At 34.0% G+C, this 18,398-nt stretch carries 14 protein-coding genes; 3 read left to right on the plus strand and 11 right to left on the minus strand.

Annotation, left to right across the window (positions count from 1 at the left end; translation table 11 throughout):
• Nucleotides 1-7: 7 nt before the first annotated feature.
• The 6 genes from EM308_RS13430 to EM308_RS13455 all read right to left on the minus strand — a co-directional run bounded on the left by EM308_RS13430 (nt 8) and on the right by EM308_RS13455 (nt 5,725).
• The gene (locus tag EM308_RS13430; protein ID WP_035637850.1) at nt 8-490 is read right to left on the minus strand and encodes a hypothetical protein; all 483 of its coding nucleotides are present in this window, start codon (nt 488-490) and stop codon (nt 8-10) included.
• Nucleotides 491-564: 74 nt separating this feature from the next.
• Nucleotides 565-1,344: a phosphatase PAP2 family protein gene (locus EM308_RS13435; protein ID WP_035637852.1), complete on the minus strand. Its 780-nt coding sequence runs from the start codon at nt 1,342-1,344 to the stop codon at nt 565-567.
• A gap of 3 nt (nt 1,345-1,347) precedes the next feature.
• Nucleotides 1,348-2,139 carry a (Fe-S)-binding protein gene (locus EM308_RS13440; protein WP_035637854.1) on the minus strand — a complete coding sequence of 264 codons (792 nt, stop codon included), beginning with the start codon at nt 2,137-2,139 and terminating at the stop codon, nt 1,348-1,350.
• A 105-nt stretch (nt 2,140-2,244) separates the two neighbouring features.
• Complete coding sequence (locus EM308_RS13445; RefSeq protein ID WP_035637856.1) at nt 2,245-3,576, minus strand: (Fe-S)-binding protein; 1,332 nt, start codon at nt 3,574-3,576, stop codon at nt 2,245-2,247.
• A gap of 12 nt (nt 3,577-3,588) precedes the next feature.
• A complete protein-coding gene (locus EM308_RS13450; RefSeq protein ID WP_035637858.1) occupies nt 3,589-4,539 on the minus strand; it encodes an MlaD family protein in 951 nt (316 codons plus the stop codon).
• Between the two features lie 49 nt (nt 4,540-4,588).
• The gene (locus EM308_RS13455; protein WP_035637860.1) at nt 4,589-5,725 is read right to left on the minus strand and encodes an N-acetylmuramoyl-L-alanine amidase family protein; all 1,137 of its coding nucleotides are present in this window, start codon (nt 5,723-5,725) and stop codon (nt 4,589-4,591) included.
• A gap of 78 nt (nt 5,726-5,803) precedes the next feature.
• On the opposite strand from EM308_RS13455, the gene EM308_RS13460 reads away from it, so the two are divergent.
• Together EM308_RS13460 and EM308_RS13465 are read left to right on the plus strand one after the other, a co-directional pair.
• The gene (locus EM308_RS13460; protein WP_035637862.1) at nt 5,804-8,527 is read left to right on the plus strand and encodes a putative LPS assembly protein LptD; all 2,724 of its coding nucleotides are present in this window, start codon (nt 5,804-5,806) and stop codon (nt 8,525-8,527) included.
• A 14-nt stretch (nt 8,528-8,541) separates the two neighbouring features.
• Complete coding sequence (locus EM308_RS13465; protein ID WP_035637863.1) at nt 8,542-8,922, plus strand: RidA family protein; 381 nt, start codon at nt 8,542-8,544, stop codon at nt 8,920-8,922.
• Here EM308_RS13465 and EM308_RS13470 read toward each other — a convergent pair.
• The 5 genes from EM308_RS13470 to EM308_RS13490 form a co-directional block, all read right to left on the minus strand.
• Nucleotides 8,903-9,277 (minus strand): methylglyoxal synthase, encoded by a 375-nt coding sequence (locus EM308_RS13470; protein WP_035637866.1) that lies wholly within the window; start codon nt 9,275-9,277, stop codon nt 8,903-8,905. The two genes, EM308_RS13465 and EM308_RS13470, sit on opposite strands and share 20 nt — an antisense overlap.
• Before the next feature lie 9 nt (nt 9,278-9,286).
• Nucleotides 9,287-10,141: an N-acetylglucosamine kinase gene (locus EM308_RS13475; protein ID WP_035637868.1), complete on the minus strand. Its 855-nt coding sequence runs from the start codon at nt 10,139-10,141 to the stop codon at nt 9,287-9,289.
• A gap of 215 nt (nt 10,142-10,356) precedes the next feature.
• Complete coding sequence (gene gap, locus EM308_RS13480) at nt 10,357-11,361, minus strand: type I glyceraldehyde-3-phosphate dehydrogenase (RefSeq protein WP_035637870.1); 1,005 nt, start codon at nt 11,359-11,361, stop codon at nt 10,357-10,359.
• Between the two features lie 55 nt (nt 11,362-11,416).
• Complete coding sequence (gene pfkA, locus EM308_RS13485) at nt 11,417-12,403, minus strand: 6-phosphofructokinase (protein WP_035637872.1); 987 nt, start codon at nt 12,401-12,403, stop codon at nt 11,417-11,419.
• Nucleotides 12,404-12,726: 323 nt separating this feature from the next.
• Complete coding sequence (locus EM308_RS13490) at nt 12,727-17,166, minus strand: translocation/assembly module TamB domain-containing protein (protein WP_231560051.1); 4,440 nt, start codon at nt 17,164-17,166, stop codon at nt 12,727-12,729.
• 207 nt (nt 17,167-17,373) lie between these two features.
• On the opposite strand from EM308_RS13490, the gene tsaD reads away from it, so the two are divergent.
• A complete protein-coding gene (tsaD, locus tag EM308_RS13495; protein ID WP_035640958.1) occupies nt 17,374-18,396 on the plus strand; it encodes a tRNA (adenosine(37)-N6)-threonylcarbamoyltransferase complex transferase subunit TsaD in 1,023 nt (340 codons plus the stop codon).
• Nucleotides 18,397-18,398 lie beyond the last annotated feature (2 nt).

The following is an 18,398-nucleotide window of genomic DNA, read 5'->3' on the forward strand; positions in this document are numbered from 1 at the left end:
AATTTGTTTAAAAAAATCGGCTGTGCCAACTGTCTATAGCAGGAACTTCCCATGATTCATTGAACTCTTCGATATTGTTAACCAAATTATTAAAGACAATTGTGTTTTCGTTAACTGATTTGTCTTTCACCATTTTTTTAAAATCCATCAATGTTTTATGTGCGATGTGGTCACCTTGCTTGAACGTCACATTCATTTTGTCCAACAAATCTACATCGTATTTTTTTTCCAACCCTTGAATAAATTCAACTGAGGAATCAATAGAACAGCCCGTTGCCGCCTGAACTTCCTGATTTATGGCAATTATTATGAAACGATTGTATTTCAACAAATAGGATGATTCAAGACTGGTTCCGTGTGCTGCCCATTCGCTAAGAAATGATTGCAAATCAGTTTCAATTTCAGACATCTCTGCATCCGAAAATTTTCTGTTCGATTGGTAAATCCAAATTCGAGATTCTCCGGGTAAATTTTCAAAAGGAACGTACATGGTATTATTATTTTTTAATTATAAATTATGAATTGAAACTTTCAACAAACCTTAAACTTTAAACTTTGAACAATTTAAAAAGAGGAAATATAACCAAATCCTGCTTGTTTCCCATCGTAATAAGGAATAAACGCAGATTTCTTGTTTGGATTACTTTTTGATGCAAATAATTTATTTACTGTTGGAAACAACCAATATCCTGCTTTCGTACTTAATATTCCAATTCCTGCACCTGCCACTACATCGGTAAGCCAATGACGGTTATTATACATTCTAAATGCTCCTGTAAAAGTAGCTACAGCATATCCTGAAATGCCGTACCAAATAGAAACATCCTTATATTCCTGATATAAAAATTCGGCTCCCATAAAAGCTGTTGCCGTATGCCCAGAAGGGAAAGAATTATTTCCTGTATGGTCTGGTCTTTCGACTTTGGTAATTGATTTCAATCCTGTAACTGTTGCGGTCATTAATAAAAAAGAAGTCCCCAAAATAATTGATTTATCCTTCATATTATTCTTTCCTTTTACTCCCAAAGCTCCCAAAGCATAGACAGAGGCAGCCGGAGCATATTGCAAAAAATCATCAATAGAGATTTGCTTGTCAATGTGTTCAACTACTTCTTCGCTGATATCGGAATTAAGATCTTTTAATTGGTCACTATTAATCCCAATTACACCAAATCCGATAAAGGCAGCAGGAATAATTAATTGTTTAACGTTAAACTTTAATTGCTTAACAGTACTTGAATCATGAGGTATTGAATCTTGAAAATTTACTTTAGTTATATTTTGAGCTAATAAAGAACTCCAAATTGGCATTAACAATACTAAAATAAATTTTCGCTTAGCCATGGTTTATAAATCTTGAGCATTAGCAATCAATTCCGCCACATCCATCACTTTGACATTCCCTTCTCTGTCTTTGTGTTTTACCCCATCGGTCATCATAGTGTTGCAGAAAGGACAACCTGCAGCTATGATATCTGGTTTGGTCTCAAGAGCATCTTCTGTTCTTTCTACATTGATTTCTTTATTTCCGGGCTCGGCGTCTTTAAACATTTGGGCACCACCCGCACCGCAACACAATCCATTGGCTTTGGAACGCTTCATTTCGACTAATTCGGCATCCAATTTTTGAATTAAATCCCTTGGTGCTTCATAAACATTATTGGCTCTGCCCAAATAACAAGGATCGTGAAAAGTTATCCGTTTTCCTCTAAATTGTCCTCCTTCTATCGTCAATCGTCCGGTATCAAGCAATGATTTAAGAAATTCTGTATGATGAACCACTTCGTAAACACCACCTAATTCTGGATACTCATTTTTTAAAGTGTTAAAACAATGCGGACAAGCTGTTACAATTTTTTTTATTTCATAAGCATTCAGGACTTCGATGTTCATCATGGCCTGCATTTGAAACAAAAACTCATTACCAGCTCTTTTTGCCGGATCGCCCGTACAACTTTCTTCGGTGCCCAAAACGGCAAAAGAAACATTGGCACGATTTAGAATTCGCACAAAGGCTTTGGTTATTTTCTTTGCTCTATCGTCAAAACTTCCTGCACAACCTACCCAAAATAAAACTTCTGGCTGTTTTCCCTGGGCTAGCATTTCGGCCATTGTTGGCACTACTAAATTTTCTGACATACTATTTTGTTTGTTGTTTGTTGTTTATTGTTTGTTGTTAATCAATAATTTATATCTTTTTCACTTAGTGAAACTATAAACTATAAACAACAAACCATAACCTAATTAGTCATTCTTCCAGTTTAATCGATCCTGCTGGCTGTACTGCCATGGAGCACCATTATTCTCAATATTTGTCATCATGGAATTTAACGGCATTGGCGCTGCACTTTGTTCCATCACAAGATAACGTCTCATCTCCATAATAATAGAAAGCGGACTGATATTTACAGGACATTCTTCAACACAAGCGTTGCAGGAAGTACAAGCCCACAATTCTTCTGGAGTTATATAATCATTTAATAAGGATTTGTTGTCTGGTATAAAGACACCTTTATTGGCATCGATGTTTTTCCCAACTTCTTCCAGCCTGTCCCTGGTATCCATCATAATTTTACGTGGAGACAATTTTTTTCCGGTTTGATTTGCCGGACACGAAGAAGTACAACGTCCACATTCTGTACAAGTATAAGCGTTCATTAACTGAACCCAATTCAAATCCTGAACATCGCTCGCACCAAATTTGGCAGGAACTTCATTTTCTGAAACTGGTACTGCCGCAAATGGGTCGGCGTTAGGATCCATCATTAATTTCACTTCTGCAGTTACCGAAGCCAAATTATCAAATTGCCCTTGCGGTTTTAAGTTGGCAAAATAAGTATTTGGAAAAGCCAATAAAATATGAAGGTGTTTTGAAAAATATAAGTAGTTCATAAAGACCAAAATCCCCACGATGTGCAACCACCAAAAAGCTTCGTTTAACAACATTACCAACTCATTGGACATTCCGTTGAAAATCGGAGCAATAAACTGACTTATCGGAAAAGAACCTGCTTTTATAAAATGAGAAAATCCTCCGGGTACATTTTGCAAATGCAAATCGGTGGCGTTCATTAAGAAAAACAAAGTCATTAAAGTAATTTCGAAATACAAAATGTAGTTGGCATCACTTTTTGGCCATCCTTTTAAATCAGAGTGAATAAATCTTCTTAACCTGATAAAATTTCTTCTTATCAAAAAAACACTAACAGAAACCAGCACCAATAATGCTAAAATTTCAAAAGAAGCTATTAAAATGTCATAAGCCACTCCTATTGGAGCAAAAACACGATGCGTTCCAAACAAACCATCAATAATAATTTCTAAAAGTTCAATATTGATGATGACAAAACCAACATAAACTATGATATGCAGTATTCCCGCAACGGGTCTTTTTACCATTTTGGATTGTCCCAAAGCAATCATCACCATGTTTTTCCAGCGAGCCGATGGATTATCGTTACGATCTATGGCAACTCCAAGCTTAATATTTCTGATAATTTTTTTTACATTCGAATAAAAATATCCAAATCCAATAATCAAAATTATGGCAAATAACACATTACTAAGGTAACTCATAGATAGCAGGTTTTATTTTGTTATTGAGTCTTTTGGGGCAACATACGGTTTGTTTTTCTTTCCAAACAAAGATACATTCACATAACGTGTTGGATTCAATCGTACATCTTCAAGAAGCAATTCCAGTTCTTTGGAAGTTTGAGACAAGTTTTTATACAAAGCTTCGTCTTTCATCAGTTTGCCCATAGTTCCTTTTCCGGCTTCCATATCTTTCATTAAACCATCTACCTTACTTAATGTCGAATTTAAGTTCTTAACCGTTTTGCCTAAATCAGCTTTATTCAACGAATCTGAAATCTTAACAAAATTATCCGAAACTTTATTAAAATTAGAAACCACATTTTTCAATTGTCCTTTGTTTTCATCCAAAATCCCATTGGCGTTGGCTGCAACTTTGTGAAATTGTTCCATTGTTGCACTAAGTTCAGACAAAGTCTTTTTTAAATCTGCCTGTCCTTTTTCGTCCATAACATTATTGAAACTGGTAATCAATTTATCAGCACTAGCCATTAATTTTTCCACCTTTACCATTACCGGAGACATTTTATCTCCCAATGAAGCCATAAGACCGGCATCAATGTCCCCTTTTAGGTAATCACCACTTTCTGCTACATTTTTGTCCTCAAAATTGGGATGAATAGCTACTTGTTTTCCACCTATAAGACTGGCATCATAAATAGTGGCTACACTTGATTTTGATATTGGAAATTCAGTATTTATCTGCAATTCGGCCAATAAGGTTCCATTTTCTTTAATCGAAATAGTTTTTACAATACCTATATTAAGCCCGTTGATTGTAACCGGAGCCGAAGGAGCAAGCCCTTCTACATTCGCGTATTCAACGTAAAAAGTTTTGTATTTGTTAAAAAGGTCTTTCCCTTTTAAAAAACTATATCCCCAAATGAATAATAAAATTGACGTAATAACTAAAATAGCGGTCTTTATTTCTCTTGTAATTTTCAAAATTTTCGTTTTTTAATTGGGCAAATTTAATATAAAATATCCTAACTTATTATTTGGTTGCTTCCTGAATACTTATTTTTTTTCCGTTTTTGAAAGCAATCATAAATGCAGAATCATAACCTTTTGATTTAACTTCGCTCAATTGGTTCTTTGCTTTTTCATAATCAGAGGTTTCGCCATATAGATATTTATAGATATTATCTTCATAAACGATTGAAACGTTTTGCAAACCTTTAAAATTTCTAGGCTCCAATGCTATTTTTTTTTGGCTTGCCAAAAACTGAATTTTAAAAATCGATTCGGCAGCAGCATCTTTGACACCAACTTTATTATCATTTACAGGAGCATCATTGACTTTTTCAGTATTTTCTTTGAGGATCTGAGAAGGTTTTTCGCCAACGTTTTCTACTTCACCATCTCCAAAAAATTCTAATTTATAACTAATAATAGCATCAGCAATTGCCTTGGCTATATCATTTTGTCCCTCTTCAGAGTTTAACAAATCACCTTCTGTAGGATTAGAAACGAATCCTGTTTCTATCAATACTCTTGGCATATATGCTTTATGAAGAACCATAAAAGGAGCTTGTTTCACTCCACCGTGTCTCAGTTTTTTACCCAAAAGAGCAAACTTCTCTTCGACTTTACTAGCCAAGGAAATACTGTTTTCCAGATATTCTTCTTGCATTAAAGTCATACCAATCATGGTTTCGGGAGAATTGGGATCAAAACCTTCGTATTTGCGTTTATAATCTTTCTCAAGAGTAATTACGGAGTTCTCTTTTTTTGCAGCTTCCAGATTGGAAGCAATTTTATTCATACCCATCACATAGGTTTCGGTACCATCTGCAGCAGTATTTCTATTTGCGTTGCAGTGAATTGACACAAAAATATGGGAGTTGGCTCTATTTGCAATATTAGCACGTTCTACCAAATCAACAAAAACATCCGTTTTTCTAGTATAAATAACATCAAATTTGGGTTGAGCCTCCAATATTTTACCCACTTTCAATACAATTGCCAAAGCAATATTTTTTTCGATTCTTCCGCTGTAAACGGCACCAAAATCATGGTCTCCGTGCCCCGCATCCAATGTAACCTTGAAATCATTTGACTGACCATACGAATCTATAGCCAATATCGTTATTAATAATGTGAAAGCTATTTTTATTTTTGATATAAACATCTAATCGTTAATTTAATTACTAAGTCTTCCGTTATAAATTTATGTTTTGATTATTTTTGCCAAAAAATTATAGTAATTTTGACACATAAATACTCAGTTCTTCAATATACAAAAATAGCATTTAAACCTTTGCATACAAACTTATTTAATATCGTTTTACTATCATTTTTCCTTTCATTAGGTTACAGTAATCTATACTCGCAAGATATAAAAAAGAAACAAAGCAATATTCCTGCTAAAACTCAGGAAGTTAAAAAACCTATTAAGGAAGATACTACAAAACAAACTGTGGCAGAAACACCTGCTGATACTATCAAATTAGATACGATCAACGTTAAAAAAAACTTCCTTAATGGAAAGGTGAAGTACTCTGCACAAAAATATGCCAAGATTGAGCAAAAAAAGAAACTCATCACTTTGTATGATAAGGCCGAATTATATTATCAGGATGTAGAACTAAAATCTGGAATCATTGTTCTTGATTACGAAAAAAATGAGGTTTATGCAGGAAGAATAAAAGATTCTCTTGGTAATTACACTCAATTTCCCAGTTTCAAACAAGGCGACAATACGGTAGAACCCGACTCAATACGCTTTAATTTTAAAACAAAAAAGGCATTAATCTGGAATTCGAGATCTACTCAGGGAGAATTTAACGTAAAGGCTGCCATCACAAAAAAAGAAAATGACTCGGTTTATTTTCTAAAGGGTGCACGATTCACCACTTCAAAAGATGTAGACAATCCCGAATATTATTTCCAAACCAATAAAATAAAATTTATTCCCGGAAAAAAAATTGTTACAGGTTTCACCAATATGGTAATCGCCGATGTACCAACTCCTTTATTTCTTCCTTTTGCCTATTTTCCGCTTTCAAAAGAAACAAGCACATCGGGAGTTATATTGCCATCTTATAACGATTCTAATGACAAAGGATTTTCCCTTCAAAATGGTGGATATTATTTTGCTCTGAGCGACCATTATAATTTAACACTCCTTGGAGATTACTACACCAACGGAAGTTATGGTATAAGTGCACAATCGTCCTACGCCAATCGATATCATTACCAGGGAAGTTTTAATCTTCGATTTGAGAACAATATTATTAGTGAAAGAGGATACCCCGATTATTCCAAAACAAAAATTTACAACATTCAATGGTCACATTCACAGGATTCAAAGTCCAGTCCGAATTCCACCTTTTCGGCATCGGTGAATTTAGGAAGTAGTGAATATTTCAAACAAACCATTAATCAGGTTAATGTCGGTTCCTCACTAAACAACTCGTTAAGTTCTTCCGTTTCATATAGCACGGTATTTCACACCATTCCAGAAGGCCGATTATCGCTAACAGCAACACATTCCCAAAATACGAATACCAAAGAGATCAATATGACGCTACCAACACTGCAATTTAGTTTGGATCGTATTTATCCTTTTGCTTCAAATGATGCTGCAAAAAAAGGTTTTTTTAAGAACATCAATTTACAATACAATCTAAACGGAAGAAATAGTTTTGTTACAACGGATTCTTTGTTTTTTAAACCCGAAATGTTTAAAGATTCCGAAATCGGATTCCAGCATTCAATTCCGTTAAGCACCAACTTCAAAGTTTTCAAACATTTCAGTGTTTCCACTTCGATGAATTACGAGGAAGTTTGGTATTTTAAAACCATACATAAAGAGTACGACAACAATTTAAGCACCGTAGTCACTACCGAAGTTCCCGGTTTTGATGCTTTTAGAACCTATTCTTCTTCTACCAGCGTAGGAACCACCATTTATGGAACATTTAATTTTGGAGATGACAAAAAAATAAAATCCATTCGACATGTGATGAGGCCATCGATTTCACACAGTTACACACCAAGTTTTGAAAAATATTACAACACTTACGCTACTGACGCCAGCGGGCGAATGCAAAATGATTACACCCGATTTGAAGGTGGTATGTACGGCGCCCCCGGAAAGAACAGCTCCAATTTTGTCGGTTTCAACCTTAGTAATACATTTGAAGCAAAAGTTACAGACAAAGACAGCACCAAAACAGAGCCAAAGAAGATTATGCTTCTTAACAACTTAAACCTCTCCACAAGTTATAATTTTGATGCCACAGAACTGAATTGGGCACCTGTTAGGGTTAGTGGCGGAACCCAGTTTTTTGACAATAAATTAAGTGCCAATTTTGGTATGACCTTAGATCCATACGCAATTGACAACTCTGGAAACAGAATTAACACTTTCAATATCGACAATGGAGGAAGTCTTTTCAGAATGACAAGTGCCAATTTAACCATGAATTATTCATTGTCAAGCTCCAAAGAAAATAAAAAAGATAAAGATTCCCAAGGAAAAAGAAATGGTGGCCGTGAAGATGATTTATTTGGTTCGGATATCAATGTAGGAAGCCAAAGAAAAAGCCAGTTCACGGATGAGGATGAAGGGAAAGACGTCGTTTCCGAATTCTTTAGAGCAAAATTACCGTGGGACATGACCTTCGCCTATTCCCTAACTTATGGAAACAATAACCGCGAGAAAAAAATCACCGGAAATTCAGTCATGGTTTCCATGAATACTGATTTGACTCCAAAATGGAAAGCAGGGGTTTCTACAGGATATGATTTTGTACAAAAAGGCGTAACTTTCACACAATTTCGTTTTGAAAGAGATTTGTTGAGCTGGAGAATGGATTTTAACTGGACTCCATTTGGAGACAATGCCAGTTGGAATTTTTATATTGGAATCAAATCCGGAATACTCAGCGATATCAAATGGGAAAAAAGAAATCTTACTAACCACTAGATACTCAATAAATTATGAAAACAATTATTTATACCGAAAAAGCTCCAGCACCTATTGGCCCTTATAATCAAGCTGTTTTAAAAGGGGACACTTTATACATTTCCGGACAGATAGCACTAAATCCTGCCACTATGGAATTGGTTACAGAAAATATTGAATCTGAAACAAAACAAGTTATGGAGAATTTAAAAGCAGTACTCGAAGCAGCCGGAATGACCTTTGAAAACGTATTAAAAACTTCCATTTTCATTATGGATATGAATGATTTTGGAAAAATCAACACGGTTTACGGATCTTATTTTAATGAAAAAACCGCTCCAGCTCGTGAAACGGTTCAAGTGGCTTGTTTGCCAAAAAATGTAAATGTAGAAATATCTATGATTGCTTCGCTATAGCGTCAATCAATAATTGAGCTGTTGCTTCATTTGTAGCCAACGGCACATTATGCACATCACAAACTCGTATAAGCATATTTACATCGGATTCGTGTGGATGACTTGAAAGAGGATCTTTGAAAAACAAAACCATTTGAGTTTTTCCTTCGGCAACTCTTCCAGCTATTTGTGCATCACCTCCCAGCGGACCAGAAAGCATTCGTTTGGCTTTGAACCCAACAGCTTCTGCTCTTCCTCCAGTTGTTCCTGTAGCAATGAGTTGTATATCTTTCTGCTGAAACAGCTCTCGGTTTTTAATCAGGAATTTTACAATATCTTCCTTTTTACCGTCATGCGCAATAATTGCTATTTCCATATATGAATATTAGTTATTATTAGCTACGTGGTAAGCAATTAAACCATCAATTGGCCTTCTTAACACTGTACCCAATTTAAGCTCGTATTTTTCAAAAATTTCAGCCAACTCATCTTTCAAATAAAACGCGATAGACCCAACAAAATGAACTGGAACTTCTCTGCAGTTTTCAAATTGCAAGATATAATTTTTAATGAAAGATTTCATTTCCTTAAAAATTATCTTTTTACAAAATTCATGATCCTTATTCTGAATTAAAAATTTGGCAAAAGTCGCAAGATATGCGTTTGGATTAGGCTCTTTGTACAATTTATTCTTGATATAATCAGGATCTACATCATATTCCTTCTCAAGAACGCTAGCCAATTCTTTTGGCATTTTATTAAAATAATATTTTCTGATTAATCTTTTTCCGAAAACATTTCCGCTACAATCATCCATTATAATATAACCCAATGACTGTACCCTTTGTTCCAAAATTTTACCATCAAAATAACTACAGTTTGACCCAGTTCCTAATATGCTCACAATTGCTTTTTCTCCTTTTGGAGTAGTAGCAAAAACTGCTGCATAGGTATCTTCTTCAACAACCACAATGGCATTTGGAAAATATTCCTTAAAAACCTGAGAAAGAAAAAGCTTCATTCTATCAGTTCCGCAACCTGCACCATAGAAAAACAAATGGGTTGCATTTTTTTTATTTTGTAATATATCAAATCGATCATTGAGGCGATCGATAATTTCATGCTTATCAAGAATTTCTGGATTTAAGCCTAATGTTTGTGTTGTAAACATAACTTTTCCATTATCATCTATCGCAATCCAATCTGCTTTAGTAGAACCACTATCAACTATTAATTTCATATGTAGATATTTATTATTTTTTATCGGTCATATGTAATTCGCATATCTTCATTGGTTCTAATTGCCAATTTACTCTCATGCTCATTTCATATTATTTGTTTAATTGGTGAATTTGTTCCTCATTTTAAATACAATCCAATCTGCAGGGAATATTAAATTGAACAAAAAACAAATCCCATTAAATTAAATTAATGGGATTTATATTTATAAATTTATTATTTCAAAGAAGAAATATGTACGGCCAAGTCAATTAATTTACTTGAATATCCATACTCATTATCATACCAAGAAACTAGTTTGAAGAAAGTTGAATTCAAACCGATTCCTGCAGTAGCATCAACGATTGAAGTTCTCTTATCTGAAATGAAATCTTGAGAAACAACTGCATCTTCAGTATAACCTAAGATACCTTTCATGTTTGTTTCAGAAGCATTTTTCAAAACAGCCATAATTTCTTCATAAGAAGTTTCTTTGGCTAATTTCACAGTTAAATCTACTGTAGAAACGTCTGCAGTAGGAACACGGAAAGCCATACCAGTTAATTTTCCATTCAAAGAAGGGATAACTTTTCCAACAGCTTTAGCAGCTCCTGTTGATGATGGAATGATGTTGATTGCAGCAGCACGTCCACCTCTCCAGTCTTTTCTAGAAGGACCGTCAGCAGTCATTTGAGTTGAAGTTGTAGCGTGAACAGTTGTCATCAAACCTTCAACGATTCCGAAATTATCATTGATAACTTTAGCCAATGGAGCCAAACAGTTTGTAGTACAAGAAGCGTTAGAAACAACTACATCAGAAGCTTTTGCAGTTTCGTGGTTTACTCCCATTACAAACATTGGAGCATCAGCAGAAGGAGCAGAAATAATTACTTTTTTTGCACCACCTTTGATGTGTTCGTTAGCTGTTTCAATTGTAGTAAAGATACCTGTACATTCAGCAACTACATCAACGTCAACTTCATTCCATTTCAAATCAGCTGGATTTCTTTCAGCAGTGATACGAATATTTCTTCCGTTTACGTATAATTTTCCTTCTTTTACTTCAACTGTTCCGTCAAAACGACCATGAACTGAATCATATTTTAATAAGTAAGCTAAGTGATCTACATCTAATAAGTCGTTGATTGCAACAACTTCTACATTATCTCTATTGAAAGTTTCTCTGAAAACAATTCTTCCAATTCTACCAAATCCGTTAATTCCTAATTTTACTTTTGACATTGTATTAAATTTAAATTATTTGTTCTTGTTACTATTATTTTTTTTCTCTTTTATATTAAATTGTCATGATATCTGATACCCTCAGTAATTCCAAATCAATTTCGCTGTGTCCTTTTATTGCCAGTTCTAATGGTGTCAACACAATTTTGTCCGACAATAAACCAACCATAAAATTGGACTGTCCTTCCAATATACTTTCAACAGCTTTTACTCCCAAACGACTTGCCAAAACTCTATCAAAACAAGATGGAGCTCCACCACGTTGCATGTGTCCTAGAACGGATACACGAACATCATATTCTGGAAAATTTGATTCTATATAATCTTTTAGTTCAAAAACAGTTTTACCTATTTTGTCACCTTCGGCAATTACCACAATACTTGAAGTTTTTCCTGCAGCTTTACTTTTTCTCAAAGAATCCAATAAACGGTCCAAACCTAAATCTTCTTCCGGAATAAGAATTTCCTCTGCTCCTGCACCAATTCCTGCATTCAAAGCGATATGACCGGCGTCACGTCCCATTACCTCAACAAGAAATAACCTGTTATGGGAACTTGCCGTATCACGAATTTTGTCAATTACCTCTACAACAGTATTCAAAGCAGTATCATATCCTAGTGTATGACTGGTACCAAATATATCATTATCAATAGTACCTGGAATCCCCATTACTGGAAAATTAAATTCTGTATTGAATAATAATGCTCCGGTAAAAGAACCGTCTCCACCTATAACTACAAGAGCATCAACTCCTGCTTTCACTAAATTTTCGTGGGCTTTTTTACGCCCTTCTGGGGTTTTAAATTCCATTGAGCGGGCTGATTTCAAAATAGTCCCACCTTTGTTCACAATATTATTAACACTACGGGGCCCCATTTCCTCAAAATCCCCTTCTATCATTCCTTGATATCCTCTATAAATACCAACACATCCAATGTTATGAAAAGCACATGTTCGTACAACAGAACGAATAGCAGCATTCATTCCCGGAGAGTCTCCTCCGGAGGTAAGCACACCTATCTTTTTTATTGTTTTTGACATTTTTTTAAGTATTAAAGTGTAAATTTAGCAAATATCGAATATATTTTAGGGCACCTTTCTAACATTTTAATAAAATAACTGAAATTCAAACGTTTTCGTTGATAAGTTTTCACAAATTACAAAAAACATTCCGTTTTTATAAAAATCAGTATCATTTGACTTATTCTTTTTAACAAATATTAGGCCACTTATCCCAAAAAATAAAAAACAAATAAAATTTATAAAAAAAATTAACAATTGAAGGTACTAAAAAAAAGATTGGGAAACACAAATTTATTCAAAAACAACAAAAAGATAAACAACAGTTTTACAGTTATTTACAATTAATCATCTTCAGGAAGTGCTGCGTCCTGATTTACTTTAGGTTTTTCTTTATTAGGTTCTTTGGGCTTTGTGAAATTTATAATATTGGGATTCAAATTAGAGTCCGATTCATCAACTTTCACTTTGGTATTCTTCACTTTAGGTAGCTTATTATTGCCTTTAAACATTTTATCCACCAACTCCTTAAAAGTATCAAAATCGACCTCATACATAATACCGGCTCCTTGGGTATATCCGATATCCTGACCTATATAATTTATATCATTTTCTTTATTGAAAACATGAAAATTAAATGATCCATCTTCATTTACCCTGTATTTAATATCAACCGCTCCTACAATAGCAGACTCGTTTACTCCGCCAAACGGAACACCTATTTTTCCGTTTATCGTAATTCTTTCATTCACTTTGGAAGAAACTATCGCCTCTACCCTACCGTCTGTTTGCGTACTTGGTCTATTATCTGGAGAAACAACATTAAAATTCATTTCAAATTTCTCATTATTAGATTGAACGATACTTCCCAGCATACTCGAAGCTGTTTCATACATACTCGAAGCAACTGCCTGACTGGATCCGTCCCTGCTCAGGAAACTACCTGTTGATAACAAGTACAAAGCTTGGGTTTGTCTTACATCTTTATCTGCCAATTCGGATTGTAGTTCTGATTCCAAAACACTTGTAATGGTTGGGAAATTAATCATGAAATCGGGCTCTGGATGTGCCAAATCTCCTCGAATACCAATAACTACCTCAACATCTACTTTTTTATTGACATTTGAATTATCCAATAATACTGCCGGATTTGCAGATGTTTTATATACGGCCTCCAGATTTAATTGCGCTTTCATTGGATCGCCTTCCCAAATAATGGAACCTCCTTTTTTGACTTTAAATTTTTTATCAATTAATCCTCCATATTTGAAATTGTAGGTTCCGTCATAAGGCAAGAAATCTCCCCACATATTAAAAGCACCAAGGGTATTTATTTTAAACAAAAGTGTTCCGTTTCCGCGACCTTTCATTCCGTGTCCGGAATTCCTGTCCAAAATAACTTCTACTTCGGCATTCGGATTAATTTCGAGATCAAACTCCAATTCGAGTCCATTGTACTTTTTACTGTTGTCTACAATTCCTTTTTCTAAATTGAATTTTTCTTTTGGAGTTATAAAATGAATAAAACTATTTTCGCCTACACTTTCGGCACTATTAATAGGTATTTTAAGAGCTGAACCTTTTTCGGATTTTGCATCAACTTTTATAAACAAACCATCTGCAGGCCCTTTTATAGAAGCATTTCCGTTGATAAATGCTGTTCCAAAATAAGCGGCATCTTCACTATCTTTTGTATCCAACACAAGAAGTCTCTTTGAACTAATACCCAAATCCAGCTTCCAATCTGAAAAGTTTTTATGCTCCACTACTCCGTTCAAAATCCCAGTAGTGTTGAATTTTGTATCAATTAAAGTATTATTCCTGAAAAGAAATTTTTCGTCGGTGAGATCTACAATAGTTTTATCTTTCAGAGCATAATCAACATTAAGATATGGTATTGTCAATCCTCCACCATTGATGTAGAGACGTCCATTAATATCCGGTTTTTTCAAAGTCCCTCCAATTGTAGCATTTCCAGACACCAGACCTCTTATATTCGAGATAACATCACCACCCAACGAACTTAAGGTTGCCAAATTAAATCGGTCAAATTTTAAATTCAAATCGAACAGTGTTTCTTTATTTACAACCTCAAAACTTCCATCGGCATTAAACGATTCAAAATCTTTATTCTCGATAGTAGAATAAAGTGTGAATTTTTTAAAGCTTTCATCACCCGTAATATCAAAATTAAGGACTCCTAAATCATAATTATTAACCTTCAATCCATCTATTTTCAAAGAAGCTGTAGGCTTATAAACCTGTTTATTTTGATTGAAATTAACTTTGCCACTTAAATTTCCATGAACATCAAAACTCTGCTGAGCCGAAGTCAAAGCATTGATATCAAAATTATTAAATACGACATTAATATCTTTGTAATAATCTCCTTTGAACTCGCCATCAAGTTTTACTTCCTGCTCTTTATTGGACAGTATAAAATCATCGAGTTTAAATTCTTTCAAATTTTTATCAAAAATCAAACGGTTATTGGATTTGTTTGCCTCATTCAAAAACCACAAACTGTTTTTTAATTTAATTTCAGATTTACTGAAGCCTATTACGTTTTTATTCTCTTTGTTTATAGTATGGTATAAATCCAAATTGAAATAATCATCACCTTTTGAACCGCCTTTAAACTCAGTTCTAAAAAACAAAGTATCTTTTGAAGTCACATTAATCAAACTAAAATCACGTATTTTATACATTTTGGTTTTAATGCTATCCAACTCAACATAAGCATTGTACAGCGGATTTTTATTATCAATGGAAATTCTGATATTGTCAAAAGAATTATTGGCCGCTTTTATATTTGGGGAATTAAAATTGAATTTGAATTCATTGTTATCCGAATTAATATTCCCTTTTACAACAGTGTTTTCACTTACCGTTATTTCAGGAAAAAACAATTCGACAATCTTATTATAAACTTCAAAATTGAATTTAAGAAACTGACCTTTTTTAACCGGTACAGGCTTGTAATTAGTATAAAGACTTCCCAATGAATTAGAAACCAAACTCTTTAATTGAGAAAATTTATATTTCCCTACAACAGTCCCATTAGTAATATCCGGAGCCGAAATATTTATGGTTCGGACCCGTTTATCATCAAAACTAGAATTTAGGCTAAAATCATTGAACTGATAAGTATTCTTAGGATTGGTATAAGTCGCTGAAGCCACATAAATATTCCCATGAATATCATCCAGTGTATTTCCCTGACAATTGACAAGAATATCTCCATTAAACTTGGCAACACTATCTTTTACAAAATTCAATTTATTCAATTCGGCCTTATCAATCTGAATCTGAAAATCGTATTGATTTTCTTTTTTACTTAAATCGACCAATCCGTCAAAATTCATTTTCAAATTAGGGTCATTTACAACAATCGATCCTTTATATATAGGTAATTTAAAATTCCCGTTTACAGCTACATTTTTATAATTATATCCATTATAGGCAACATTCGAAACCATTCCTTTTACTGAAGTATCCAAATATTTTTCGGAAAAACCGTGACCGTCAACATCAACATTTAAACTTATTTTGGATAGTTCTTTATTGTCAAGCAAATTACCAATGTTAAAATCATTCAAAACAACATAACCTTTATAATCCGCTTTGTCGCTTTGACTCATATTGTTTATAATGAATTTTGATTTGACAGCACCCAACGCTGTATTTGCAGCCAAGTTTGCATGAATAGAAGTGGTTGTTACCTGTGTATTTCCTACCAAAGATACATCGCCAAATTTCTTTAAAACAACCGGAAGACTTTTTCCTAAAACATTTGGCAGTATGCTAACTAAATCGTCATAATTTGAGTTTAATTGATCAAATTTTCCATTCATATAGAATTTTTGATTCTTTTCGCCCAAAAGGTTTTTGAAATTTATAAAACCTACAATTTTTGTACCCCTATTATCTTTTAGATATAAATCTAGAAATTTTAAATTATTCAAAGGACCAATAATATGTGATCTAATTTTGAAATATTGATATTTACCCAATTCATTATAAAAATGACGAATATCATTAGAAGCAATATTTGAGGTTTTTAATTTAAAGTCAAACTCTACTTTATTTACAAAATCGGAGAAATCATCAATCTCATAATTCAGCGAAGCATACCCTTTAATACTGGACTCTTTGGTTTCAATTTCCATTTTATCCAAAATCATGTGCTGCTGGGTAAAACTGTAATTTCCCTTCAGCTTTTTGACAAACAAACCTCTGTGATCCAAAAAAGACAATTTTTGGATATTAGCATAAATTTCGGGACCGTAAACTTTAAAATTGGTTACCGATAAATTTAATTTGGTAAAATCGACAGGTTTTTTGGTTTCATTATTTTCATTAATCAAAACATACCTTCCGTTTGTCAAATCTATTTTAGTCGCGGTCAATAAGAAATGTTTTTTCGAAGGTGTTTTGCTCGTGCCAAAAGCGTCTACAAAATAATCCAGATTGGATTTATTTTCTTTTTTATAGGTTTTCATATTAAAAAGAACACCATCAAGAGCGATATCTCCAAAAATCAAATCCCCATCCAGAATCTTTTTAGCACCAAGAAAAGAAGTATTCAACCTTTTTACATAAATCAGAGTATCTTTGTGATGGTCAATAATCAAAACTTTTTTAAGTTTCACCCCGCCAAAAAGAGTAAGCTGAACCTCATCGATATTCATATTAAGTCCATAATCCTGATTGATGCTTTTTACAAAATATTGAGCAATTCTGGTCTGAACCGAAGGTAAAGTAAGGGCAATAAAAAGTACCAACAATAATAATATTAGTCCAAGGAGTGTACGGAATACTATTTTTTTAACCTTTTTGATGAGAATAGATTTATTGTTTTTAGTACAAATAAATAATTTGCCTTTAGAAATATCAGCGCCTTAACTAAAAAATATTTAATTTTGGCACAGCTGTAAAATTACTATTTTTATAGTTAACCATCAAATATACTTCAAAATTCACCCGTTTATATGCAAATTCCAAACGTTTATATACTTGCAATAGAAAGTTCCTGCGATGATACCGCAGCAGCCGTATTATGTAACGATAAAGTACTGTCAAATGTTGTGGCAAACCAGTTAATTCATAACCAATACGGGGGCGTTGTCCCAGAACTTGCATCTCGTGCCCATCAGCAAAATATAGTTCCGGTGATTGAAGCCGCATTAAAAAAAGCCAATATCCAAAAGGAACAGCTTTCTGCGATTGCTTTTACGCAAGGTCCCGGTCTTATGGGATCTCTTTTGGTGGGAAGTTCCTTTGCAAAATCAATGGCTTTGGCACTTGGAATTCCGCTTATCGCAGTAAATCACATGCACGCCCATATTTTGGCACATTTTATAGACGAAGAAGGTTATGACAAACCCACTTTTCCTTTTTTGGCCTTAACAATAAGTGGCGGCCATACACAAATTGTTCGTGTTGATGATTTTTTTGATTTAACAATAATTGGAGAAACTACAGATGACGCTGTGGGTGAAGCCTTTGACAAAAGTGCCAAAATCCTTGGACTTCCTTATCCGGGAGGACCATTGGTTGACAAAAATGCACAATTGGGTAATCCAAAAGCATTCCCATTTACAAAGCCAAAAGTTCCTGGGCTAGATTTCAGTTTCTCGGGATTGAAAACAGCCATTTTATATTTTATTCAAAAGAAAAAAGCAGAAAATCCTGCTTTCGTAGAAGAAAACATTAACGATATCTGCGCTTCGATCCAACACACAATTATCGAAATATTAATGGATAAAATTAAACTGGCCGTAAAAGAAACCGGAATCAAGCAGATTGCAATTGGCGGTGGGGTTTCGGCCAATTCCGGAATCCGAAATACGTTGAAAGAAACCGAAACAAAATACGGATGGAAAACCTACATCCCAAAATTTGAATATACAACAGACAATGCCGCAATGATAGGAATTGTAGGGTACCAAAAGTTTTTATTTCAAAAATTTGAAACAGCAGATGTTGTTTCTAAAGCCCGAATAGCGTTTTAATT

This window comes from Flavobacterium gilvum (genome assembly GCF_001761465.1).
Taxonomy (GTDB): Bacteria; Bacteroidota; Bacteroidia; order Flavobacteriales; family Flavobacteriaceae; genus Flavobacterium; species Flavobacterium gilvum.

Excerpts from the sequence above, each read along its gene's own strand:
- EM308_RS13435 (WP_035637852.1), bottom strand. The coding sequence starts at position 1,344 with ATGGCTAAGCGAAAATTTATTTTAGTATTGTTAATGCCAATTTGGAGT.
- EM308_RS13445 (WP_035637856.1), bottom strand. The coding sequence starts at position 3,576 with ATGAGTTACCTTAGTAATGTGTTATTTGCCATAATTTTGATTATTGGA.
- EM308_RS13440 (WP_035637854.1), bottom strand. The coding sequence starts at position 2,139 with ATGTCAGAAAATTTAGTAGTGCCAACAATGGCCGAAATGCTAGCCCAG.
- EM308_RS13465 (WP_035637863.1), top strand. The coding sequence starts at position 8,542 with ATGAAAACAATTATTTATACCGAAAAAGCTCCAGCACCTATTGGCCCT.
- EM308_RS13455 (WP_035637860.1), bottom strand. The coding sequence starts at position 5,725 with ATGTTTATATCAAAAATAAAAATAGCTTTCACATTATTAATAACGATA.
- EM308_RS13470 (WP_035637866.1), bottom strand. The coding sequence starts at position 9,277 with ATGGAAATAGCAATTATTGCGCATGACGGTAAAAAGGAAGATATTGTA.
- pfkA (WP_035637872.1), bottom strand. The coding sequence starts at position 12,403 with ATGTCAAAAACAATAAAAAAGATAGGTGTGCTTACCTCCGGAGGAGAC.
- tsaD (WP_035640958.1), top strand. The coding sequence starts at position 17,374 with ATGCAAATTCCAAACGTTTATATACTTGCAATAGAAAGTTCCTGCGAT.
- EM308_RS13430 (WP_035637850.1), bottom strand. The coding sequence starts at position 490 with ATGTACGTTCCTTTTGAAAATTTACCCGGAGAATCTCGAATTTGGATT.
- gap (WP_035637870.1), bottom strand. The coding sequence starts at position 11,361 with ATGTCAAAAGTAAAATTAGGAATTAACGGATTTGGTAGAATTGGAAGA.
- EM308_RS13475 (WP_035637868.1), bottom strand. The coding sequence starts at position 10,141 with ATGAAATTAATAGTTGATAGTGGTTCTACTAAAGCAGATTGGATTGCG.